The following is a 22,870-nucleotide window of genomic DNA, read 5'->3' as shown; positions in this document are numbered from 1 at the left end:
CTAGACCATGCGCGCTTCGCCTAGAAGACCGGTGTTAGTTCGACGCGGTTTCCCAGGCCGGGGGACAGCCGTCGAAGCGACCGGCCTCGGTGATGGTCAGCCGGCGCTGGTTGAAGCGCATCACGGGATCCATCGAACGGCGGCCGTGGCCGGTGTAAAGATCGACCCTTTGGCCGCGAATGGCACCGCCCGTATCCGACGCATACCAGTAACCGTCGTGCACCGTTCCGTCCGGCAGGCGGATGCCGACCGTCTCGCGGATGAAGACGCGCGTGCGGCGGGGGATGACCCGTGGATCGGTGGCGATGGTGCGCATGGCGATGGGGCGGCATCCCAGCGAATCGTTGCCCGTCGCGCCGCCTCCGCCCGCGTGATACAGACTGGCGTGGGCGCTCCAGTCGGGGTCGCGGGCCATCAGCTCGGCCTGTTCGGCGGTCAGTTCCGCCAGCGCGTCCGTGGAACCATCAGGCGTTTCGGTGCTTTCCATCACGACCGGATCGGCCGCGACGGCCGCCTCGTAGGAGATCGGATCTCCGGCCGGGAAGGCCGCAGCCCAAAGCATGGCGAACGCCGCGACGGTGCTGAACACAGATCGAACTCAGGGAAGGCACCGGCTCCAGTTCGTACCGGCGGTCGCGGTGTCGCCGCGCCGGGTGGCGAGAATGAGGCGTCGCAGGGCTTCGGCCGCGACGACGAGCGAACCGCGCCGCCAAGTCTCTGACAGCCTTGGATCTTTGCCGGAAGGCGCGTTGGCGTCAGAATTGGGGTCGGCGGTCAGCGGTCGTCAGCGACCACGGTGCAGTGGATTTCGCCGACGCCAGAGAAGGCGCAAGTGGAGCGGGCTCCGATCGGTGCTTCGTGGACGCCGGTGACCGCCCCAGTGGAGATCAGGACCCCCTCGGTGAGCGGCCGTCCGCGCCTCGCGCAATGCTCGATCAGGAAACGGACCGATTCCAGGATTCCGGCCGGGATCGAGTTCGCGGTCCCGGTGCCGACGACAGCGCCGTCGAGTGTGGTCTGGACCTCTATGCCTTCGAGGCGCGTAGGCCAGTCCTCGATCTCGATCCCCAGCACCAGGCCCGCATTGTTGCCGAAATCGGAGGCGACGACGGCGGACCCCAGGGCATTGATGGACTTCAGCGGGCTGCCGGCGAGCTCGACGCCGATGTGCAGGGCCGCGATGGCGTCGGTCGCCTCGTCCAGCGTCCAGTCCTGCTTGGAAGGATCGATCGCGCCCACCCGGGCCACGAACTCGCCCTCGACCGCCGCGAACCCGCCGGGGATCGCGGGCAGGGGGGTCGGCACGGCGGTGGCGGTCCAAAGATTACGGCGGAAGATCGGACCGGCCAGGCGGCGGGCCCCGAGCTGTTCGTGAAGAGCGGGCGGGACCATGCCGACCTTCCAGGCGACGATCTCGTCGGGATAAAGGTCGATCGCCACGTCCTGAGTGGCGTAGGCCGTGGCCATGTCGAGCGGCAGTTGACCGGGAAAGTCGGCCAGGGCGCGGCACGCCAGGCGCGCCTCGACGAAACGCCTGGCGATCGCCGCCGTGTCGGACCGGGTCTGCGAGGCAGTGACCACGCTCATGCCGCGTCCGCCGAAATCGTGGGTCTGCCCGTCACGCCGTCTATTCCCAGTGTCCCCGCCGGTCTTGCCGCCGGTCACAGGATGATTGGAGCGTTAGGAAACCGGTGTCAACGGGGAGAATTCCCGCTGTGCCGGTGGCTGAGTTTTCATGGCGCCTGCCCGGCGACGGTTGTATGGCTGTGAGGTCCTGCATGATGAGGTCGAGCTTGACCGACGACGACACCACGGCCTCCCGCGCCGGGCTGAAGCCCGGAAAACGGCCGACGATCAACGATGTGGCCCGGATCGCCGGAGTCTCCAAGAAGACCGTTTCCCGTGTCATCAACCAGTCGCCGTTCGTCCGCGAGGAGACTCGCGTCAAGGTGTCGGCGGTCATCGACGACCTGGGCTTCACGCCGGATGTCCAGGCGCGCGGGCTGGCGTTTCGCCGCTCGTTCCTGGTCGGGCTGATCTATGACAACCCCAGCCCGAACTATGTCGTGAACATGCAGCAGGGCGTGCTGGACGCCCTGCGCGGGTCGGGGCTGGAGTTGGTGGTCCACCCTTGCGACCGGTCCAACCCGGCCCTGGTGTCCGAGATTCGCGCCTTCGTGGAGCGTCAGAAGCTGTTCGGCGTGATCCTGCCGCCGTCGGTTTCAGAGGACGAGGCCGTCATCGATGTGCTGCGCGAACTGGATTGCCCCTATGTGCGGATCGCCTCGGTCTCGCTGGACGCGCCCGAGCGGATGCTGGTGACCAACGACCACCTGGGTGCCGCAGAGGCGGGTCGGCACCTGGCAGATCTGGGACACCGACGGATCGGCTTCATCTCCGGCCCGACCCTGTTCCGCTCCAGCGCGGTGCGCGGCGGCGGTCTGCGCGACGCCCTGGCCGAAAGGGGGGTGGCGCTGGACGAGCGGCTGGTCGTCGAGGGCGCCTATACGTTCGAGAGCGGCGTCGAGGCGGCCAAATCCCTGCTGGCGCTCGACCCGCGCCCGACCGCCATCTTCACCGGCAATGACGAGATGGCGCTGGGCGTGTTCAAGGTCGCGCGCGACATGGGCCTGGAGATCCCCCGCGACCTGTCGGTTGTCGGGTATGACGACCTGCCGATGGCGTCGCGCGTGTGGCCGAACCTGACGTCGGTGCGTCTGCCCATCCGGGACATGGGCCGGATGGCGGCCGAGAAGCTGCTCGCGCCCATGCGGGGGCTGGATCCCGCCAAGCTGGACCAACCCGAGGTTCGGCCGTCGCTGGTCGTCCGCGATTCAGCGACGGCGCTGAAGCCCTGACGGCTCAGACCACGGTGCGGATGTAATCGGCGATCGCCGCGTCCTTGGCGTTGGCGAAGAAATACTCCTGGAACCGCTCGCCCGCGACCGCAGCCTTCAGCAAATCCTGGTCGACCGACTTCAGCACGGTCAGCATGTCGTGGCAGGTCACGGCTTTCAGATCGCGCAGGATGCCGCGGTTGCGGGCCATGATCTCGGCGCGCTCCTTGGGATAGCCGAGGCCGCTCTCGCCTTCGAACAGCTTGCGGTAGACGTCCTGCAGGTTCAGCTCCGCGGCCCAGCCGAACCCCTTGGCATAGGGCATGGAGATGGCGTTACCGTCGTTGATCTGGGCAAACAGGAAGGCGTCGGTCGGGTCGATGATCAGGCCGCAGAACACGCCCGGCATGGCGTTGCAGGCCAGCATCGACCCCATGCCGGTGCCGCAACCCGTGACCACGAAATCCGCCGCCCCCGAGTTAAGCAGGATGCCCGTCAGGAGGCCGTTCATGACATAGGTCAGAGAGGCTTTGTCCTCGGCGGAGTACATGCCGTAGTTGAAGACCTCATGCCCCAGCGGCTCGGCAACCGCCGTCAGGGCGGAATGGATGGTCGCGTTCTTGGCGGCCTGGCTGTTCTCGGTGATGAGCGCGATCTTCATGGTGTCCTCTGGGGCATCGGGGCGGCTCTTGGACCGCAGGATTTGCACCGGGATATGACACCGGTTACCTATGGTCGCAACCCGGAGACGGCTCTAAGCCTGTTTCCCGGACGCCCCGCCAACGATCTGTGAGCCGACCCCGATGCCCGCGAGTTCCTTCGACCTGACCGGAAAAGCCGCCCTCGTAACAGGCGGCAATACCGGCATCGGCCAGGGCATCGCCCTGGCCCTGGCCGATGCGGGCGCGGCCGTGGCCTCGGTGGCTCGTCGTCCCTCGGACGACACCGTCGGTCGCTGCCTGGCCAAGGGGGTCAAGGCCGTGTCGGTCCAGGCCGACCTCGGCTCCATGGAGCCGATCGAGCGGATCCTCGACGAGGCGACGCACGCCTTGGGGCCCATCGACATCCTGGTGAACAACGCCGGCATCATCCGACGCGCGGATGCGGTGGATTTCTCCGAAGCCGACTGGGATGCGGTCATGGACGTCAACCTGAAGTCGGTCTTCTTCCTCAGCCAGGCCGTGGTCCGGCGCTGGATCGCCGAGGCGCGCGGCGGCAAGATCATCAACACCGCCTCGATGCTCAGCTTCCAGGGCGGCATCCGGGTGCCGTCCTATACGGCGTCCAAGTCGGGCGTCGCGGGCCTGACCAAGCTGATGGCCAACGAGTGGGCCAAGCACGGCATCAACGCCAACGCCATCGCGCCCGGCTATTTCGCCACCGACAACACCCAGGCGCTGCAGGACGACCCGGTCCGTTCCAGGGACATCCTGGGGCGTATCCCCGCCGGTCGCTGGGGCCAGCCGTCGGATATCGGCGGGGCGGTCGTCTTCCTGGCGTCGGCGGCCTCGGACTATGTGCAGGGTATCACCCTGCCGGTCGACGGTGGCTGGCTCGCGCGCTAGCGTGGCGGCATGACCATTCTCTGCTTCGGCGAGATGCTGCTGCGTCTTGCGCCCGACCCTGGCCAGCTTTTGCTTCAGTCGCCCGGCCTGACCGTTCGGCCGGGCGGAGCGGAGGCCAATGTCGCGGTATCTCTGGCCAGACTGGGAGCGCCCGCCGCGCTCGCCACCGTCCTGCCGGACAATGCCCTGGGGCATGCCGCCCGAGACGAGGCGCGCCGACATGGAGTCGACACCTCGCGCGTCCGGTTCATGCCCGGCCGGATGGGGCTCTACTTCCTGACGCCGGGCGCGGTTCGCCGGCCGTCCGACGTGTTGTACGACCGCGCCGGGTCCGCCTTCGTTCGTCACGTCGAGGAGGCGTTCGACTGGGCGGAGATGCTTGAGGGCGTCGAATGGCTGCATCTGTCAGGGGTCACGCCCGCGACCGGACCGGGCGGTTCGGCGGCGGCCTTGAAGGCGGTCCGCGCGGCCGGGGCTGCGGGCGTCAAGGTCAGCTTCGACGGCAACTTCCGCGGCAAGATGTGGTCCGAGTGGGACAGCGATCCCCCCGCCGTCCTGGGTCAGCTGCTGTCCGGAGCCGAGCTGGCCTTCGCCGACGATCGGGACGTCGCCCTGGTGCTGGGGCGCGGCTTCGACAGCCCCGATCCGGCCGAGCGCCGCCGCGCCGCCGCCGCCGTGGCGTTCGAGACCTGGCCGCGGCTGCAGCGCATCTGCTGCACCCTGCGCGTCAACGACAGCGTGGCCGACCAGACCCTGTCGGCGGTGATGATCACCCGCGACGGCGAGCACGAGGCCGCGCCCATCGCCCTGACCGGCGTCGTCGATCGCGTCGGGGGCGGTGACGCCTTCGCCGCCGGTGTGTTGCACGGGGTCTGGCGCGGCTGGTCGAACGACGAAGCCTTGGGCTTCGGTCTGGCGTCGGCGGCGCTGAAGCACTCGGTGTCCGGCGACTTCAACCTGTTCGACGAGGCCCAGGTGCGAGCCGCCATGACGGCGGACGGGTTCGACATTCGTCGCTGACCTGAGCGGCGACGCTTTTGCCGTTTCCTTAACCCTGGATGTTCACCATGCGAGACCGCCGGGTCCCTCCGGCTGTCGGAGAGCGCAATGGCCGAACTGTCGGTCGCCCAGCGAGCCGTTCTGGCCCAGATGGTCGAACGGCTGCCGGACAAGACGCTGAAGACCCTGTCCCTGGCCGTCGCCCAGATGCCGGGCGCCAGGGCGCGCGCGCTCGCCACCATGCTGGCCGAGGAGGGCGTGGACCGGAAGCGTCGCGCCGTCGCCTTCGGGCCCATGCTGCCGTTGTTCCAAACCAGGCCCGACGGTGTCGAGAGCCTGACATTCCCGCCCGGCGTCCTGCCGCGCCTGTGGAAGTCGGCATCGGCGACGGAGCCGAGCCTGCTGCCGCTGCTCGACGACATTCGGCTGCGCGAGGACGACCCCAAGGTCGTCGCCGTGGCCGACCGCTTCTGCGTGGCGGCGGCAGGCTTGATTCGCGACAAGCCGGACGTCATCTGGCCTTCGGTGGCGGGCCTGGAAGCGGCGCGCGAGGCCCGCCTGCTGGACCTGGCGCGGTGCTTCGATCTGGCGGTCCTCGCGCGCCGGGGCCTCCGCGCGCTGCCGCACTGGATTATGCGACCGACCGAGGACCAGTTAGCGGAACTGCGGCTGCTGATCCATGATGCCGGCGAAGTGACGCCCGATGGCGGTCCGCGGATGCTGGAAATCCTGTTCGCTCATCTCGGCGACGCCTCGCTGGTCCTGCGGTTGGTGGTCCACTCGTCGCGGGCCGCCGGCAAGGAGGGCGTGCTTTCGGGCTCTGAGATGGCCGTCTTCGTCAATCGACTGATCGCCGAGGTCGAGGCGCGCGTGGCCCGCATCGGGGCCTTCAAGCCCGGAGCGGGTGCCGATCCCGGTCAGACCATCAAGACCGATATCGCCTGGTGCGCGGAAACCCTGGCCGAACTGGACATGACGCTTCAGCTCGACCCCGACGGCGAATGGGGCAAGGCCGCCCGGGACGCCCGCGCGCGGATCAATCGTGGCCTTTCAGCGACCCTTAAGTCCACTGACAAGGCGCTGGACAAGACCATGCCCACCAAGCGCGTTCAGACAGCGGGCCGGATGACGCGGGAGGCTCCGGATCTGGACCAGATCGTCGCTCCCGAGATGGTGCAGAACGCCACGGCGCTGCTGACCCTCATCGGAGCCATCCGCAACGCCGCCCAGACTTTCGGCATCGAGAGCCAGCGGTCGCAGCTGGTCCAGTCCATCATCGACCGCGTCACCACCTATGTCGATCAGACCATCGAGGCCGTGAACGCCGGCGAGGCCCCAGATCAGGCGTCGGCCCTGGCGCGAGTGGAAACCCTGGCGAAATTCCTGCTCCTGATCGGCGCGACGGACCCGGCCAAGACCGTCCGCCGCCGCGCCGCCGCCGCCGGCGCCCTGCCCAAGATCGCCTGACCGCCGACGAGCGTCGTGACGACGACATCGCGTCGCGGGGCCTCGCGGCACGGCGGACGATCCGCTAAGCGTTGATCCATGATCGCCTTCTGGACCCTGACAGGCCTCGCCGCCGCGCTCGCCGGCTTGATGGTCCTCACCGGAGCCCGGCGGGGGGCGGACGCGAGCGAGCCCGCGGCACCGACGGCGTCGGCGGAGCTCGACGAACTGGATCGACTGAAGGCCCGAGGGTTGCTGGACGAGGAAGCCTGGGCCTCCGCCCGCGCCGAGGCCGGTCGCCGGCTGCTGGCACAACCCGCCGCGCCCCTGCCGCTGATGATCGGTCCGCGCGACCGGACGATCGCGCTCGGCGCTCTCGTCGCGACCGCCGCCGCGGCGCTCGGCCTCTACTTCTTCATCGGCGACCCGGGTCTGCCGGACCGCCCCTATGAGCGCCGGATCGATGAGTGGGCCGCCTCCGCCGAGACCCTCGATGCGCCGCGCGTCGCCGCGGTTCTGAGCCGGGCAGTCCGGCGCGAGCCCGAGAACCTCACCGCCCTGACCATGCTGGGCGCGGCGCGGTTCGAGGCGGGTGATCCGATCGGTGCGGCCACGGCCTTTCGCCGCGCCCTGACGCTTCAGCCCAACGACGCCACCAGCTGGGCGCGCCTCGGCGAGAGCCTTGTCCGCGCCGCCGAGGGCGAGGTCCAGCCGGACGCCGAGGCCGCCTTCGCCCGCGCGCTGGAACTCGATCCCGGCCAGCTGGGTGCCCGCTTCTTCCTGGGCGACGTGGCTCTGTCGCGCGGCGAGGTTGATCGCGCGCGGGAGCTGTGGACGCCTCTGATCGCCGTGCTCGATCCTGCCGATCCTCGCCGGGCCGATCTGGTGGCCCGCCTGGACGCGGCGGCATGACCCGTTGGACCCCGCGCGGGCCGGAGCTATAGCGACCCCATGAGCTGGCTTCCCAAATCGCCCAAGGCCCGCCGTCGCCTGTGGGTCGTCGCCGCGGCCACCCCCGTGCTGGCCCTTGCCGTCGGCCTGTCGCTGTGGGCCATGCAGGACAATGTGACCTTCTTCTTCTCGCCCTCCGAGGCGACGGCCGAGGCCGCGCCGGCGGGCCGGACCATTCGTCTGGGCGGCCTGGTCGAGACCGGCAGCGTCGTTCAGGACGGGGCGACCGTCAGCTTCGCCGTCACCGACAACGCCGCCACCAGCCGCGTGATCTACGAGGGCGACCTGCCCGACCTGTTCCGCGAGGGGCAGGGGATTGTGGCCGAGGGGTCGTTCGGCTCGGACCGCGTGTTCCGCGCCTCGACCGTCCTGGCCAAGCACGACGAGACCTATATGCCGCGCGAGGTCGCCGACCGGCTGAAGGCCAGCGGCGAGTGGCGTCCCGAAGGCGGGGCGGCCGCTCCGGCAGCGGCTTCGTCAGTGCGCTCACCTAGCCCGATGGGCGATAGCGCCACCAGAACTCTATGATCGTCGAATTCGGGGCCTTCGCCCTCGTCCTGGCGCTGGCGCTGTCGGTTCTCCAGACCGGCCTGGCGACGGTCGGGCGCGTTCGACGCAGCCCGCTGCTGGCGGGCGGCGCGGACGGGGCGGCCATGGCGTCCGCCTTCGCTATCGTCCTCGCGTTCGCCGCGCTGATCTATGCCTTCGCGACCTCGGACTTCTCGGTCGAGAACGTGGCCCGGAACAGCCACACCGACAAGCCGATGCTGTACAAGGTCGCCGCCGCCTGGGGCAGCCATGAGGGGTCGCTGGTCCTGTGGTGCGGGGTCATGGCGGTGTTCGCCGCGATCCTGGCCCGGGCGCGCGGCCTGCCGTTCGGGCTCAAGACTTCGGCCGTGGGGGTGCAGGGCGCGCTGACGACCCTGTTCCTCGCCTTCGCCGTCTTCACCTCCAATCCCTTCGTCCGGATCGAGGACGCGCCGGTCCAGGGCAACTCGCTGAATCCCCTGCTTCAGGACCCCGCCCTCGCGATCCATCCGCCGCTGCTCTACTTCGGCTACGTCGGCTTCTCCGTGACATTCTCGCTTGCGGTGGCCGCGCTGATCGAGGGGCGCGCCTTTTCCGGCTTCTGGCCCGCCTGGGGTCGATGGGTCCGGCCTTGGGCACTGGCCAGCTGGGTCTTCCTGACCGCCGGGATCACCCTCGGCTCCTTCTGGGCCTATTACGAGCTGGGGTGGGGCGGCTGGTGGTTCTGGGACCCGGTCGAGAACGCCTCCTTCATGCCGTGGCTGGCGGGCGCGGCCCTGCTGCACAGCGCGGTGGTGACCGAGCGACGGGGCGCTCTCGCCGGATGGACCGTGTTCCTGGCGTTGCTGGCCTTCACCTTCTCCATGCTGGGGGCCTTCCTGGTCCGCTCCGGCGTCCTGACCAGCGTCCACGCCTTCGCCGTCGATCCGGAACGGGGCCTGATGCTGCTGGCCATTCTGGCCGTCGCGGCGGGCTCGGCCTTCGCCCTGTTCGCCTGGCGCGCGCCTCAGCTGAAGGGCGGGGGGATGTTCGCCCCGGTCAGCCGCGAGGGGGCCCTGGTGTTGAACAACCTGTTCCTGACCGTCGCGGCGGCGACGGTCCTGCTGGGCACTCTGTATCCGCTGATCCTGGAGGCGGCGACGGGCCAGACCATCTCGGTCGGGCCGCCCTATTTCGCCATGACCTTCACGCCCCTGATGCTGGTGGCCTTCCTCATCCTGCCGGCGGGGCCGCTGCTCAGCTGGAAGCGGGCCGACGCACGGGGCGCGATGCAGAGGCTGGCGCTCGCAGGCGGGCTGGCGATCGCCTGCGGCTTCGCCTTCTGGCTTGCGTTCGAGCCGAAGAAGGCCCTGGCGGCGGCCGGGATCGCCATCGGGGCCTGGCTGATTCTCGGGGCGCTGGCTGAGGTGCTCGAGCGGGTCCGCCTGTTCCGCGTCCCGGTGGCCGAGGTCCTGCGCCGCGCGCGCGGCCTGCCGATGGGGGCCTGGGGCATGACGCTCGCCCACGCGGGCCTGGGCGTCTTCGTGCTGGGGGCCGTGGCGGAGACCAGCTTCAAGCTGGAGAGCGCCGAGGCCCTGCCCATCGGCGGCAGCGTGATCGCGGGCCCCTGGAAGGCGACCCTGACCGACGTTCGCATCGTCGAGGGGCCGAACTATCTGGCCGAGCAGGGCGTCGTGACCGTGACGTCCGTCGAAGGCCGGGCCACCCCGCGCACGGTGACGTCGGAGCGGCGCTTCTTCCCGGCGGGTGGTCAGACGACCACCGAGGTCGGGCTGGATTTCCGGGGGCTCGACGACGTCTATGTGGTCATGGGGGAACGGCGCGCAACGCCTGCGGGTGAGCGGGCCTGGAGCCTGCGGCTGTATCACAATCCGTGGGCCCGGCTGATCTTTCTGGGCCCGGCGATCATGGCGCTGGGCGGGGTCCTGTCCCTGATGGACCGGCGGCTGAGGCTGGCGATGCCAGGGCGACGCAAGGGAGTGGCGGCGTGAGAGGGCTGGGCGCACTCCTGGCGCTCGCGCTTCTGGCCACGCCCGCCTTGGCCCAGGCGCCGGTCGCGCCGCCGGATCGACCCCTGCCTCAGGCGTCCCAGGAAGCCCGCGCCCAGGCGATTTTCGAAGTCGTGCGCTGCGTCGTCTGTCAGCACGAGTCCATAGCCGACAGCCCTGCGGGCATCGCCGGCGACATGCGCCGCCTGATCCGCGAGGAGATCGCGGGCGGCGCGACCGACCAGGCGATCAAGGACGATCTTGTGCGACGATATGGCGACTACGTCCTGTTCACCCCGCCGGTTCGGACAGGCACCTGGCTCTTGTGGTTCGGTCCGGCCCTGCTGGTTCTGGCCGGAGGCGCGGCCCTGCTGGCCTTCATGCGTCGCCGCTCGATCGAGACCGAGCCGCTTTCGCCCGATGAGGAACGTCGGCTGGCCGATCTTCTCCAAACGGAAACAGTTCGCCCCGATCCTGACGCATCCCCGCCTCACGACGGGCGTTGACGACGGTCAAGCGTCGCACAGCGGCGGTTGGCCAATCGAGCCGACGGCCTATATCTAGGACGAACCGGGTCCGCCGGACCCCATCTCTCGAGGATCGAGCGAAACACACGATGTTGAAGCGCAAGGAATTTATCCTGGGGGCCGCCGTCGGCCTGACCTTCGCCGCCGCCGCCACGGCCGGGGGCGTCATCGACTGGCCGGGTGCGAACGCGCAGGAGCGGACGGCCGCCGGTCGTCTGATCCCGTCGGCCGGTGCCGCAGGCCTCGCCTTCGCCCCGCCGCAGGGCGCGCCGCTCAGCTTCGCGGACATCTTCGACCAGGTGTCGCCGGCCGTGGTCCAGATCGACGTCGAGACCCGTATCGAGCGACCGCAGGGCCTGGTGCAGATCCCGGGCCTGCCGCCCGGCTTCGGTTTCCGCCTGCCGGAAGGCCAGACGCCCCCGGGCGCGGAGGATGACGAGGACGCGCCGACCGCCCAGGGGGCCGGCTCGGGCTTCTTCATCTCGGCCGACGGCTTCATCGTGACGAACAACCACGTCGTCGAGAACGCCACCAGGATCACTGTCAAGCTGTCGGACGGGCGCGAGGCCGAGGCGCGCCTGGTCGGCCGCGACGCCGATACCGACCTGGCGGTTCTGAAGATCGAGGGTTCGGACTATCCCTTCGTCAACTTCGAGGAACAGGCCGATCCGCGCGTGGGGGACTGGGTCATCGCGGTGGGCAACCCCTTTGGCCTGGGCGGCACGGCCACGGCCGGCATCGTCTCGGCGCGCGCCCGCGACATCTCCGACAGCCGCACCCCCTATACCGACTATCTGCAGATTGATGCCGCCATCAACCGGGGCAACTCGGGCGGTCCGACCTTCGACATCTATGGCCGGGTCATCGGCGTGAACTCGGCGATCTTCACGCCGAGCGGCGGATCGGTCGGCATCGGCTTCGCCATCCCTGCCTCGATCGCCAAGCCCGTGACCGAGCGGCTGATGCGCGGAGAGACCATCCAGCGTGGCTATCTCGGCGTGCAGATCCAGAACCTGCTCGACGAATACCGCGCGCCGCTCGGTCTGTCCGAAGATCAGGAGGGTGCCTATATCGCCGAGGTCACGGCCGGGGGTCCTGCGGCCCAGGCGGGCCTGCGGGAGGGTGACGTTGTCGTGGCCCTGAACGGCGCTCCGATCACCACCTCGACCGAACTGACCCGCCGGGTCGGACAGGCCGCGCCGGGTGACACGCTGCGGCTGGAGATCATCCGTGAGGGTCGTCGTCAGACCATCAACGTTCGCTCCGGCACGCGCCCGTCCGACGTCAATGCGCTGAACGACAATCTGAGCCCCGAGGACGAGGTTCAGCCGGGCCGGCCTCAGGCTCCGGCCGGCGAGGTCGTCGAAGGCATGTCGGTGGCCCCCGTCACCGACGCCCTGCGGCAGCGCTACTCCATCGCCGAGGGCGTGCGAGGCCTTGTGATCACCGCGGTGGCCGAAACCTCGCGGGCCGGTCGGGCCCAGATCCCGGTCGGGACCGTGATCCTGCAGGCCAATGGCCGGCCGGTCTCGACCGCCGCCGAGTTCCGGGCCGTGGTGGCCGACGCCCGCGCGGCCAATCGCGAGAGCATCCTGCTTCTGCTCCGCATCCCGGCTGGCAATCGGCCGTTCGTGCTGGAGCTGTCCGACAACGGATAGTCCCGACCCTGAACAAGCCTTAACTCCCTAAGTCGCCGCCGATGGGCTACCGTCGGCGGCGATTTTGATTCCGAAGGGGCGTCACATGAAAATCCTGGTGGTCGAGGACGACGCCGAAGCCGCTCAGGCCATGGTGCGCGGCCTGACCGAGGCCGGCCATGTCGTCTCCCACGCCATCGACGGGGCCTACGGCCTGCTGGAAGCGCAGAAGGGCGACTACGACGTCTATGTCGTCGACCGGATGATGCCGCGCCTCGACGGCATCGGCATGGTCGAGACCTTGCGCAAGGATGGCGACCAGACCCCGGTCCTGTTCCTGTCGGCCATGGGCGAGGTCGAGGATCGGGTTGTTGGCCTGAAGGCCGGCGGCGACGACTATCTGGTCAAGCCCTATGCCTTCGCCGAGCTGATCGCCCGGGTCGAGGCCCTGTCGCGGCGGCGCGAGACCGGCGGCGTCCAGACGGTCCTGAAGGTCGGCGATCTGGAGATGAACCTGATCGCCCGCACGGTGCATCGGGGCACGACCGAGATCGACCTGCAACCGCGCGAGTTTCAGCTGCTGGAGTTTCTCATGCGCCACGCCGGCCAGTCGGTGACCCGCACCATGCTGCTGGAGAAGGTGTGGGAGTATCACTTCGATCCCCAGACCAACGTCATCGACGTCCACATCAGCCGCCTGCGCTCCAAGATCGACAAGGGCTTCGACCGGGCGATGCTCCAGACGGTCCGGGGCGCGGGGTATCGGCTGGAGGCGTAGCGATGAGTTTCTCCCTCCCCTTCATGGGGAGGGTGGCCGAGCGCAGCGAGGTCGGGTGGGGAACTCCACGACTTGAAAGAAGCGACCATCAGAGCCCGGGCGATGCGAAAGGCGATGACACCGCCCGAGGCACGGTTGTGGGTCGGCCTTAAAGCTCTGCGACGCGAGGGCTATCATTTCAGGCGCCAGGCACCGGTCAGGGGCTATTTCCTCGACTTCGTTTGTTTCAGTCACCGGCTGATCATCGAGGTGGACGGTACCTCACACGAGACCGAAGATCAGGCGCAGAAGGATAGGATCAGGGACGCGGTGTTCGCACAGGAAGGGTTCAGGACCTTGCGGTTCGACAATGCGATGATCCGTTACAACCTTGCCGATGCGGTGGAGTTCGTGAGGCAGACGCTTGTGGCGTACCCCACCCGGTCTCCGCTGCGCTCCGACCACCCTCCCCATGAAGGGGAGGGAGAATAGTTTGGCGATGCGTCTCCCCTCCCTCTTTCGCCGCACGCCCTTCCGGCTGACGCTGCTGTTTCTGGCGCTGTTCGCGGCGGCGGCCAGCGCCATCCTGGCCTATGTCTATGTGGCCTCGGCGCAGGAGGCGCAGGCCCGGGCGCGCGACGCGGTCGAGCAGGAGAACGGCACCCTGACCTCGGTGTTTCGCGAACGCGGGCCCGATGCCCTGAACCAGGCGCTGGTCGATCGCATCCTGACCGGCGGGACCTTTCTGTATCTCTACATGGACCGCGACGGGACCGGCATCACCGGCAACCTCAGCGTCACCGCCCAGGGCGAGGACGGCCAGACCGCCGAGCGGGCCCTGAACCAGTCGCCGATCCCCAACTATGCCGGGGGCGAGGTCTGGGCGACCTTCCGCTTCACCGACACCGACCCGGACGGGCGCGTGGTCCGAAAGGAAGCCTTCGGCGTCCAGACCACCCTGTCCAACGGCCAGATGCTCTATGTCGGTCAGGACCTGGGGGACACCGAAGCCTATCTGGGTCGGCTGACGCAGGCGCTTTGGATGGCGATGGGCATGGTCCTGTTGCTGGGCGCGGGCGGCGGTCTGTTGATCAGCCGCAACGTCGAGCGGGCCATGGGCCGGCTGAACACCGTGGTGGCGGCGGTCCAGGACGGCGATCTGAAGGCCCGCGTGGCCGTTCGGAACTCGGGCGACGAGCTGGACGAGCTGGGCCAGGGGCTGAACCGGATGCTGGATCGGCTGGAGGCCTCGATGGCCTCGACCCGCCATGCCGGCGACGCCATCGCCCACGACCTGCGCTCGCCCCTGACCCGCATGCGGGCCAAGCTGGAGGTCGCCCTGATCGACGCCGAGAGCGGGCGTCTGGACGGCGTCGACGCCCTGCAGATCGCGCTCGACGAGGCCGACGCCCTCTTGAAGACCTTCAACACCGTGCTGGCCATCGCCCGGCTGCAGGCGGCGGCGGGTCGCATCCCGGACGCCGAGGTGTTCGACGCCGCCGATCTGGCCGCGGACATGGCCGAACTTTATGAGCCCGCCGCCGAGGACAAGGGCCTCGATTTCTCCGCCGAGATCGAAAAGGGCCTGTTGATCGAGGGGGCGCGGCCCTTCCTGGCGCAGGCGCTGGCCAATGTGATCGACAACGCCATCAAATACACCCCGACTGGCGGGGCGGTGAAGCTGCGGGCGCGGCGTCGGTCTTCGGGCGAGATCGAATACTCCGTCACCGACACCGGACCGGGCGTGCCCGAAGGCGATCGCGAGCGGGTGATCCAGCGGTTCGTCCGTCTCGACAACAGCCGGACCGAGGCCGGGTCGGGGCTGGGCTTGTCGCTGGTCGGGGCGGTGATGGAGGCCCACACCGGTCGCATCCAGCTGGACGAGGGTCCGGGGGCCTATGGCGGCCACGGGCCGGGGCTCCGGGTCGCGCTGGTCCTGCCGCCCGCGAGCGCGGCGTGACGTCGGGACCGCTCGGCGCGCGTCTGCGACCCTGCGGGCCGGTGGTCTCGACAGCGACCGTCGATCGGGCGCTAGAGGGACTGACGCAGGCGGCGATAGACGGGAAGTGGTCGCCGCTCCTGGAAGAGGCGCGACCGTCACTTGTGCCTGTCCTGGCCGCCTCGCCCTATCTGGCCGGGTTGATGCGTCGCTGGCCGGATTCATTGAGGGCGATCCTCGCCGACGATCCCGACGCCCGCCTGACGGACATCCTGTCGAAGACTCTGGCGCTGGAGGGCGGGGCCGACCAGGTGCGGGCACCCTTGCGGCAGCTCAAGGCTGAACTGCATCTGCTGACGGCGCTGGCGGATCTGGGGGAGGTCTGGGATCTGGACGCGGTGACCCTGGCGCTCAGCCGGTTCGCCGACGCCGCCGCGACCACCGCCTTGCGCGCCGTGGCCCACGACCAGCGCGAGCGGGGAAGGCTGGTCTCTGCGCCCGAGGACCCGCGCGGCCCCGTCCCCGGCCTGTTCGGCCTGGCGATGGGCAAGCACGGCGCGAACGAGCTGAACTATTCCTCCGACATCGACATCAGCCTGTTCTGGGAGCCCGACGCGGTCATTCCAGTCCTGGCCGACGGAGTGGAGCCCCAGCGGTTCCTGGACCGCCTGGCCCAGGCCTTCGCCCAGCTGATGCAGGAGCGTACCGGCGACGGCTATGTGTTTCGCGTCGATTTGAGGCTTCGGCCCGATCCCTCCTCGACCCCGCCCGTCGTCGCCGTCCCGATGGCGCTCGACTATTACGAGGGCGTTGGACAGAACTGGGAGCGCGCGGCCTTCATCAAGGCTCGCCCGGCGATCGGCGACCTGGACGAGGGCGAAGCGTTCCTGAAGGCGCTGACGCCCTTCGTCTGGCGACGCAGCCTGGACTATCAGGCCGTCCTCGACATCCAGTCGATCAAGCGCCAGATCCACGTCCACAAGACCGGCGACGGCCTCCAGGCGGCGGGCGCGAATCTCAAGCTCGGGCGCGGCGGCATCCGGGAGATCGAGTTCTACGCCCAGACCCAGCAGCTGATCCTGGGCGGTCGTGATCCGTCGCTGAGAAGCCAGCGGACGGTGGAGGCGTTGAAGGCGCTGGCCGACAAGGATCACATTCCGGCCGAGGTCGCGGCGGAACTGACCGTCTCCTATCAACGGCTGAGGGGGCTCGAGCACCGGGTCCAGATGCTGGACGACGAACAGACCCACATCCTGCCCATCGACCCCGCCCGGCGCATCGCGGTGGCGACCCTGTCCGGCCATGAGGACCTGGCGCGGTTCGACGCCGAGGTCGAGACCCTGCTGATCGGGGTCAACCGCCGATATGGCGATCTGTTCGAGGGCGAAGAGGCGCTGTCTTCGCCGTTCGGCAGCCTGGTCTTCACCGGCGTGGAGAACGACCCAGAGACCCTGGCGACCCTTGATCGCATGGGGTTTTCAGATCCGGTCGCCGTGTCGGACACCATCCGCGCCTGGCACCACGGCCGCATTCCGGCGACCCGGTCGGCACGAGGCCGGGAGCTGTTCACGCGACTGGCGCCCCGGCTGCTGACCGTGGCGGCCCAGACCGGCGCGGCTGACGCGGCCTTTCGTCGGTTCTCGGTCTTCTTCGCGGGCCTGTCAGCGGGGGTGCAGGTCCAGGCCCTGTTCCTGAACCAGCCGGAGCTGTTCGAGCGGATCGTCGGCGTCATGGCCTTCGCGCCGCGACTGGCGCGGACGCTGGGGCGCTATCCGGCCGCGCTGGACTCGATGCTGGACGCGCGGTTCGAGACCGAGCTGGGGATCAATACCGGTCTGTTCGACCAGATGGAGGCCGAGGCGGCGGAGGCCCGCGATTTCGAAGGCGCGATGAATGCGGTCCGGCGTCTCCACCGCGAGCAGGTATTCCGCATCGGCATGCAGACCCTGTCGGGCCGGATCGGGCCCGAGGCGGCGGGTCAGGGGTTCACCAATCTGGCCGATGCCGTCATGCGCACCCTGTCGGCCGCGGCCCTTGCGGAGACGGAACGCCTGGGGGGAGCCATGGCCGGCGCGGTCGCAGTGATCGCCCTGGGCAAGGCGGGCTCGGGCGAGATGACCGCAGGGTCGGATCTGGACCTGATGACCGTCTATGACGCCCCACCCGAGGCGGTCTCGTCTGGCAAGGGCTGGGCGGCCGATGTCTTCTATGTGCGGTTCACCCAGCGGCTGATCTCGGCTTTGTCGGCCCATACGGCGGAAGGCAGTCTGTACGAAGTCGACATGCGGCTGAGGCCGTCCGGGTCCAAGGGCCCGGTCTCGGTTCGGCTGTCCGGGCTCGAAGCCTACTACGGGGCGGAGGCCGCGACCTGGGAGTTCATGGCCCTGACCCGCGCGCGGGTGGTCTGGGCCAGCGATCCCGGGTTCGCCGCGCGCACCGCCGATGCCCTGGACCAGGCGCTTCGCCGACCTCGCCCCGGTGTCGATGTGGCAGGCGACGTCCGGGCCATGCGGGACTTGATGGCGCGCGAGCGCCGCCCGGAAGGCTTCTGGGACCTGAAGCTGGCACCCGGCGGACTGGTCGATGCGGAATTCGTCGGTCAGTACAGACAGCTGCAGTCGGCGGCGTCCGGAGGACCGCTGACGGTTTCCACCCTGGAGCAGCTGTTCCACGATCCGGCTCTGCACGAGGCGTGGCGATTGCAACAGGGTCTGGCGCAACTGCTGGCCTGCGCCTTCGACGACCGCGCGGAGGTGGAGGCGGAGCCGGCGACCTTTCACGCGCGGCTGGCCGCAGCCGCCGGTCAGGCTGATTTCGCTGCCCTGATCCGCCGTCTGGAGCAGGTGCGGGCCGAAGCGCGGAGGGCCTTCGAAGCCGCCCTGCCGCCCGCGCGCGACGGATAGCGGCGCGAACCCCGTTACAGGTCCGGTGGGGATGCACGGGCGCGGTTCGCCGCCGCCCATCGGAGAGACAAGATGAACCTCAAGACCATGACCGTCGTGGCCATCGGGGCTCTGGCCCTGGCCGGAACCAGCAGCGCCCAGCAGGCGCGCGGCCTCGGCCGTGCCGACGCCGATGGCGACGGCCGGATCAGCCAGGCCGAGTTCGTCGCCCAGCGCACGGCGCGCCTGGCCAACGCCGACGCAAACCGGGATGGCCAGGTGACCCGCGAGGAAGCCCAGTCCGCCCACCAGGCCCAGCGATCCGAGCGCCGCAACCAGATGTTCGCCCGCCTGGATGCCGACGGAAACGGCGCGATCACTCAAGCCGAGTTCGCGGCCCAGCGCCCCGAGCGCGCCGGACGCGGCGGCTCCCGGATGCAACGTCAGGAACGCCGAGCCGGTCGCTCCATGATGCGCGGGCCGATCGAGCTGGAGCAGGCCCGCACCCGCGCGACCGAGGCCTTCGCGACGCTGGACGCGGACCGCGACGGCTATCTGAGCGAGGTCGAGCGTCAGGCGGCACCGACCCGGATGCGCGAGGCCCGGCAGGAGCGTCGCGCCGAACGTCGGGCAGAGCGCGGTGGGGCGTCGCGTCCGGCGCCCGCTTCGGAGTAGGGTCGGTGTCGGGTCAGGCCGGGTTCACCCGGCCGAGCCTCCTGCGCGGAAAGGGACCGATTGGCAGCCGTCGCCGACCCGGACGAGGATCTGGTGCGCCGCGTGGGTCAGGGCGACCCCGCGGCCATTCAGGCCATGGTGGCGCGCAAGCTGCCCCGGATGATGGCGCTCGCCCAGCGCATGCTGGGCGACGCGGTCGAGGCTGAGGACGTGGCGCAGGAGGCCATGATGAGAGCCTGGAAACAGGCACCGCGCTGGACACCCGGAAGGGCGAAGTTCGACACCTGGCTGCACCGGGTGGCGCTGAACCTCTGCTACGACCGGATGCGGCGTCGCCGCGAGGTTCTGATGGAGGTCACGCCGGACCGGCCCGATCCGGGGCCGGCCCCGGATCGGGGTCTGCTGGCCGCCGAGCTCGGCGCGCGGGTCGACGGCGCCCTGAAGGCGTTGCCCGAGCGGCAGCGCGAAGCCATCGTGCTGTGCCATTATCAGGAGCTCGGCAATATCGAGGCGGCTGGCCTGATGGGCGTCAGCGTCGAGGCGCTGGAAAGCCTGCTGGGAAGGGGCCGCCGCGCGCTGCGCGCCGCGCTGGCCGATCTGGCGCCGGGCGCGAGCCCCGATGCCATAGGAGGACGAGGATGAACGCTGACCGCATGCGCGATCTGGCCGAGGTTTGGGGCGGCGACCTGCGTCGCTGGCCGGAGACGGAGCGCCGGGCCGCCGAGGCTTTTTCACGCAGCGCCCCGGAGGCGGCCGAGCGCGCCCTGTTCGCCGCGCGCCAGCTGGACGCCGCCCTGGACGCCGCGCCCCGGCCGGCCGTCTCCGCGGCGCTGCGTGACCGCGTCATCGCCTCCGCGGCGGCGGCCGGCCTGCGCGCCCGGACGGTCTGGCCGGGTCTGCGCAAGCTGTTGTGGGTCGGCGGGGCCGGCTGGGCGGCGGCGGCCTGTGCGGGCGTCGTCTTCGGTCAGGTCCTGACCAGCGATTTCGAACGCCAGGTCCAGCTGGACGTGGTGCTGGAGCAGGCTTCGGTCGGCGGGCTGGATGACACGGCGGTCCTGGGATGAACCCGCGCCTGCTCGCCATCATCCTGGGGATCGCTCTGGCCATCTCGGTCGGGATCAACCTGTTCGCCGCGACGGCGGCCGTGACCGCCTTGTCCGGCCAGAAGAAGATCGAGCGCGAGCTGGATCAGCGTCGCGAGGGGGAGCGGCGCCCTTCGACGCGGACCCTGCTGGCGTCCCTCGAGCCCGAGACCCGCCGGACCGTGCGCCGCGCCCTGCGTGAGGCCGGGCTGCGCGCCCGACCTGACTTCCAGGTCGCCCGGGCCGCCCGCGCGGAGGCGGTCGAGGCCGCCCGCGCCGATCCTTTCGACCGGGCTCGGGTGGACGCCCTGCTGACCCAATCCCGTGAGGCCGAGGCCCGGGGGCGGGCCCGGCTGGAGACCGATGCCCTCGTCGTGCTCGAGGGTCTGTCGGCAGAGGATCGCCGCGTCGTCGCGACACTCCTGGCCGGGCGCGGCGGACGAGGCGGACGCGACGGCGATCAGTCCCGGCAGGCGGGCGATCGCTCCGCCAGCGACGCCCCGCGAACCGAACCCTAGAGCCACTATCTGAACGGCGGTTCGTCGAAGGCCCGCAGCTTGCGGCTGTGCAGGTTCGCGCCCTCGTTCCTGAGCAGGTCCACCGCCTGAATTCCGATCTGCAGGTGCTCGGAGATCGAGCCCTCGTAGAAGCGGTTGGCCTGGCCCGGCAGCTTGATCTCGCCGTGCAGCGGCTTGTCCGAGACGCACAGCAGGGTCCCGTAGGGCACGCGGAAGCGGTAGCCCTGGGCGGCGATGGTGGCGCTTTCCATGTCGATGGCCACGGCGCGGCTCTGGTTGAAGCGCAGCGCGGACTTGGAATAGCGCAGCTCCCAGTTCCGGTCGTCGGTGGTGACCACGGTGCCGGTACGCAGCCGCTTCTTGACCTCTTCGCCGGGCATGCCCGAGACGGACTTGGCCGCGTCATAGAGAGCGCGTTGCACCTCGGCGATCGAGGGGATGGGGATGTCCGGCGGCAGGACGGCGTCCAGAACGTGGTCGTCGCGCAGATAGGCGTGGGCCAGGACGTAGTCGCCGATTGTCTGGCTGGGACGCAGGCCGCCGCAGTGGCCGATCATCATCCAGGCGTGCGGGCGGGTGACCGCCAGGTGATCGCAGATCGTCTTGGCGTTCGACGGGCCGACGCCGATGTTGACCAGGGTCACCCCCTCCCAGCCCGGCGCGGTCAGGTGATAGGCGGGCATCTGGTGCTTGCGCCAGGCCGCGTCGGCGATGGCCAGTTCGGGATCCGGATTGCCGCGATCGATCACCACGCCGCCGGCGCAGGACAGGGTCTCGTAGGGCGAGGTCGGGTCGGCCAGCTGGGCGCAGGCCCAGCGGACGAACTCGTCGACGTAGCGGTGATAGTTGGTGAACAGGATGTAGGACTGGACGTCCTCGACCGGGGTCCCGGTGTAGTGGCGCAGGCGGGCCAGGGAGAAGTCGGTCCTGAGGCCGTCGAACTGCGACAGGGGGAAATCCTCGCCCGGATCGAACAGGCCGTCGGAGATCTCATCGCCGATGTGGGCCAGGTCGGTGGTGGGGAAATGGCGGGCGATGGCGGCCGTCATGGACCGGTCCAGCACCACCTCGGAGCCGTCCAGAACATAGGGGAAGGGGATTTCCTGCTCCGACGCCTCGACCTCGAACGTCGCGCCGTAGTCGCCCTCCAGCAGACGCAGCTGCTCGGCGATATAGGGCCCGAACAAGTCAGGTCGAGTGATGGTCGTCGAGTAGATGCCGGGTTTGGAAATCCGGGCATAGGCACGCTGGGCCAGGTTTTCCGGCCGGTCGCCGAACCAGCGCATGCGAAGGCGCGGATAGCAGAACAGCCCCTTGGCCCGGGTTGCGGGGTCGGGCGTCTGGCCGGTCTGGAGATAGGTGCGGACGGCTTGCCTGAGATTGGCGACGGCGTCGGCGTAGAGGGTGTTGAGGCGTTCCAGCGCCTCGGGCGCGGACAGCGCCCCGATCATGTGTTCTGTCATGGCCTCCTCTAACGGACGATCGTGACCTTGGCGAGACGGCTATGCTTGTGGGCTACCGCTCGGCTCGCGGAGCCTCGCTGCTTGAGCCCGAACATGTCGGCTACCGCTCGCGACGCGGTCGCTCGCTGCTTGAGCCTGAACATGTCGGCTACCGCTCGCGACGCGGTCGCTCGCTGCTTGAGCCCCGTCATGAAAGCTCTCGCCGGAAGAAGGCGGTGACGTCGGTCAGCACCGGCGCCTTCTTGCGGAACAGGGGCGAGAAGGTCGCGATCAGGTCCTCGTGGGTCAGGCCGGGGTAGAGCGTCAGCTCCGAGCGCCCGCCCAGTTCGCGGGTTCGGGCGTCCAGCAGGATGGAATCCTCGTCATGGACGGTGACATCGGCCGTGCCGTGACCCAGCCAGATCGGGGGCGCGTCGGCGCGGGCGAAGGTCAGGGGCTGGGTCTGGAGCGGATCGGGGGCCCGGCCGAAGGCATTGACTGAGGCCGCCACGTCGAACGGCAGGAATTCGTAGGGACCGGCCAGACCCGCCGCGGCCTTGATGAGGTCCGGCGCGCCGGCCGCCTGCATATAGCGCCGATCCAGGGCGATCATCATGGCCAGATGCGCGCCCGCCGAATGGCCCAGGACCCCGAGCCGATCGGGGTCGCCGCCATAGGTCGCCGCGATCTGGGCAACCCGGGCCGTGGCCGCCGCCGCGTCCTGGATGAAGGTCGGGAAGTGGACCTCGGGCACGAGGCGATAGTCGGGCACGGCGACGACGAACCCCTGCGCCGCCAGGGCCTGGGCGGCCCAGCCATAGACGTCCCTGGACCCCGAATCCCAGCCACCCCCGTAGAAGAAGACGAGGACGGGCAGGGGACGTTCGGCGCCGGCCGTGCTGGGCGCGAAGACATCGAACGCCTGACGCGGATGGTCGCCGTAGGCGAGGCCGCGCGCCACCCGCCGCGCGCCGGGATCGCGCGGACCGACGGCGTTCAGCAGGCCCAGCGGGCTGCAGGCGGCGGCGAGGGCGCCGAGGGCGGGGGCGATCAGGCCTCTTCGGGTCATGGTCTCTCAGGGCAGCGGGACAGGGTCC

General features: G+C 69.7%; 21 protein-coding genes and 1 pseudogene. 17 read left to right on the top strand and 5 right to left on the bottom strand.

Annotated features, from left to right (window positions below):
- Nucleotides 1–34: 34 nt before the first annotated feature.
- Both ABN401_RS13295 and ABN401_RS13290 read right to left on the bottom strand, forming a co-directional pair.
- On the bottom strand, nucleotides 35–589 hold the full coding sequence (locus ABN401_RS13295; RefSeq protein WP_349685342.1) for a 3D domain-containing protein: 555 nt from the start codon (nucleotides 587–589) through the stop codon (nucleotides 35–37).
- Nucleotides 590–774: 185 nt separating this feature from the next.
- Nucleotides 775–1,587, bottom strand: coding sequence for a 2-keto-4-pentenoate hydratase (locus tag ABN401_RS13290; protein WP_349685341.1), 813 nt, complete (start codon nucleotides 1,585–1,587; stop codon nucleotides 775–777).
- Nucleotides 1,588–1,793: 206 nt separating this feature from the next.
- Between ABN401_RS13290 and ABN401_RS13285 the strand changes: the two genes are divergently transcribed.
- Nucleotides 1,794–2,858 (top strand): LacI family DNA-binding transcriptional regulator, encoded by a 1,065-nt coding sequence (locus ABN401_RS13285; protein WP_349685340.1) that lies wholly within the window; start codon nucleotides 1,794–1,796, stop codon nucleotides 2,856–2,858.
- A 4-nt stretch (nucleotides 2,859–2,862) separates the two neighbouring features.
- Here ABN401_RS13285 and ABN401_RS13280 read toward each other — a convergent pair whose 3' ends face one another.
- On the bottom strand, nucleotides 2,863–3,498 hold the full coding sequence (locus ABN401_RS13280; protein WP_349685339.1) for an RpiB/LacA/LacB family sugar-phosphate isomerase: 636 nt from the start codon (nucleotides 3,496–3,498) through the stop codon (nucleotides 2,863–2,865).
- A gap of 142 nt (nucleotides 3,499–3,640) precedes the next feature.
- On the opposite strand from ABN401_RS13280, the gene kduD reads away from it, so the two are divergent.
- From kduD to ABN401_RS13200, 16 genes and pseudogenes are all read left to right on the top strand, one after another.
- On the top strand, nucleotides 3,641–4,402 hold the full coding sequence (gene kduD / locus ABN401_RS13275) for a 2-dehydro-3-deoxy-D-gluconate 5-dehydrogenase KduD (protein ID WP_349685338.1): 762 nt from the start codon (nucleotides 3,641–3,643) through the stop codon (nucleotides 4,400–4,402).
- Nucleotides 4,403–4,411: 9 nt separating this feature from the next.
- The gene (locus ABN401_RS13270; RefSeq protein ID WP_349685337.1) at nucleotides 4,412–5,422 is read left to right on the top strand and encodes a sugar kinase; all 1,011 of its coding nucleotides are present in this window, start codon (nucleotides 4,412–4,414) and stop codon (nucleotides 5,420–5,422) included.
- 87 nt (nucleotides 5,423–5,509) lie between these two features.
- Complete coding sequence (locus ABN401_RS13265; RefSeq protein WP_349685336.1) at nucleotides 5,510–6,868, top strand: hypothetical protein; 1,359 nt, start codon at nucleotides 5,510–5,512, stop codon at nucleotides 6,866–6,868.
- A gap of 78 nt (nucleotides 6,869–6,946) precedes the next feature.
- The gene (ccmI, locus tag ABN401_RS13260; protein ID WP_349685335.1) at nucleotides 6,947–7,759 is read left to right on the top strand and encodes a c-type cytochrome biogenesis protein CcmI; all 813 of its coding nucleotides are present in this window, start codon (nucleotides 6,947–6,949) and stop codon (nucleotides 7,757–7,759) included.
- A 39-nt stretch (nucleotides 7,760–7,798) separates the two neighbouring features.
- A complete protein-coding gene (gene ccmE / locus ABN401_RS13255) occupies nucleotides 7,799–8,326 on the top strand; it encodes a cytochrome c maturation protein CcmE (RefSeq protein WP_349685334.1) in 528 nt (175 codons plus the stop codon).
- Complete coding sequence (locus ABN401_RS13250; RefSeq protein ID WP_349685333.1) at nucleotides 8,323–10,317, top strand: heme lyase CcmF/NrfE family subunit; 1,995 nt, start codon at nucleotides 8,323–8,325, stop codon at nucleotides 10,315–10,317. The genes ccmE and ABN401_RS13250 overlap by 4 nt, the downstream gene beginning before the upstream one ends.
- Complete coding sequence (locus ABN401_RS13245) at nucleotides 10,314–10,820, top strand: cytochrome c-type biogenesis protein (protein ID WP_349685332.1); 507 nt, start codon at nucleotides 10,314–10,316, stop codon at nucleotides 10,818–10,820. The genes ABN401_RS13250 and ABN401_RS13245 overlap by 4 nt, the downstream gene beginning before the upstream one ends.
- Nucleotides 10,821–10,930: 110 nt before the next feature.
- Nucleotides 10,931–12,499 (top strand): Do family serine endopeptidase, encoded by a 1,569-nt coding sequence (locus ABN401_RS13240; protein WP_349685331.1) that lies wholly within the window; start codon nucleotides 10,931–10,933, stop codon nucleotides 12,497–12,499.
- Nucleotides 12,500–12,584: 85 nt separating this feature from the next.
- Nucleotides 12,585–13,256: a response regulator transcription factor gene (locus ABN401_RS13235; RefSeq protein WP_349685330.1), complete on the top strand. Its 672-nt coding sequence runs from the start codon at nucleotides 12,585–12,587 to the stop codon at nucleotides 13,254–13,256.
- A 72-nt stretch (nucleotides 13,257–13,328) separates the two neighbouring features.
- Nucleotides 13,329–13,727 carry an endonuclease domain-containing protein gene (locus tag ABN401_RS13230; protein WP_349685329.1) on the top strand — a complete coding sequence of 133 codons (399 nt, stop codon included), beginning with the start codon at nucleotides 13,329–13,331 and terminating at the stop codon, nucleotides 13,725–13,727.
- A gap of 7 nt (nucleotides 13,728–13,734) precedes the next feature.
- A complete protein-coding gene (locus tag ABN401_RS13225) occupies nucleotides 13,735–15,195 on the top strand; it encodes a sensor histidine kinase (RefSeq protein ID WP_349685328.1) in 1,461 nt (486 codons plus the stop codon).
- Nucleotides 15,192–18,077, top strand: coding sequence for a bifunctional [glutamine synthetase] adenylyltransferase/[glutamine synthetase]-adenylyl-L-tyrosine phosphorylase (locus tag ABN401_RS13220; RefSeq protein WP_349685327.1), 2,886 nt, complete (start codon nucleotides 15,192–15,194; stop codon nucleotides 18,075–18,077). Before ABN401_RS13225 ends, ABN401_RS13220 begins: the two co-directional genes overlap by 4 nt.
- Nucleotides 18,078–18,149: 72 nt before the next feature.
- Nucleotides 18,150–18,731, top strand: coding sequence for an EF-hand domain-containing protein (locus tag ABN401_RS13215; RefSeq protein ID WP_349685326.1), 582 nt, complete (start codon nucleotides 18,150–18,152; stop codon nucleotides 18,729–18,731).
- A gap of 57 nt (nucleotides 18,732–18,788) precedes the next feature.
- Nucleotides 18,789–19,373, top strand: a pseudogene (locus ABN401_RS13210) (RNA polymerase sigma factor); the annotation flags it as partial.
- Nucleotides 19,370–19,795 carry a hypothetical protein gene (locus ABN401_RS13205; RefSeq protein WP_349685325.1) on the top strand — a complete coding sequence of 142 codons (426 nt, stop codon included), beginning with the start codon at nucleotides 19,370–19,372 and terminating at the stop codon, nucleotides 19,793–19,795. The pseudogene ABN401_RS13210 and the gene ABN401_RS13205, both read left to right, overlap by 4 nt.
- Nucleotides 19,792–20,331 (top strand): periplasmic heavy metal sensor, encoded by a 540-nt coding sequence (locus ABN401_RS13200; protein ID WP_349685324.1) that lies wholly within the window; start codon nucleotides 19,792–19,794, stop codon nucleotides 20,329–20,331. Before ABN401_RS13205 ends, ABN401_RS13200 begins: the two co-directional genes overlap by 4 nt.
- Nucleotides 20,332–20,336: 5 nt before the next feature.
- Here ABN401_RS13200 and ABN401_RS13195 read toward each other — a convergent pair whose 3' ends face one another.
- Together ABN401_RS13195 and ABN401_RS13190 are read right to left on the bottom strand one after the other, a co-directional pair.
- A complete protein-coding gene (locus ABN401_RS13195) occupies nucleotides 20,337–21,794 on the bottom strand; it encodes an AMP nucleosidase (RefSeq protein ID WP_349685323.1) in 1,458 nt (485 codons plus the stop codon).
- Nucleotides 21,795–21,981: 187 nt separating this feature from the next.
- Nucleotides 21,982–22,842, bottom strand: a complete 861-nt coding sequence (locus tag ABN401_RS13190; protein WP_349685322.1) for an alpha/beta hydrolase — start codon at nucleotides 22,840–22,842, stop codon at nucleotides 21,982–21,984.
- Nucleotides 22,843–22,870: the final 28 nt, after the last annotated feature.

The sequence above is a fragment of the Brevundimonas aurifodinae genome, from assembly GCF_040195595.1.
GTDB classification, from domain to species: Bacteria; Pseudomonadota; Alphaproteobacteria; order Caulobacterales; family Caulobacteraceae; genus Brevundimonas; species Brevundimonas aurifodinae.
The sequence above is the reverse complement of the archived record's forward strand: the minus strand, read 5'-3'. Positions and strand labels throughout refer to the sequence as shown.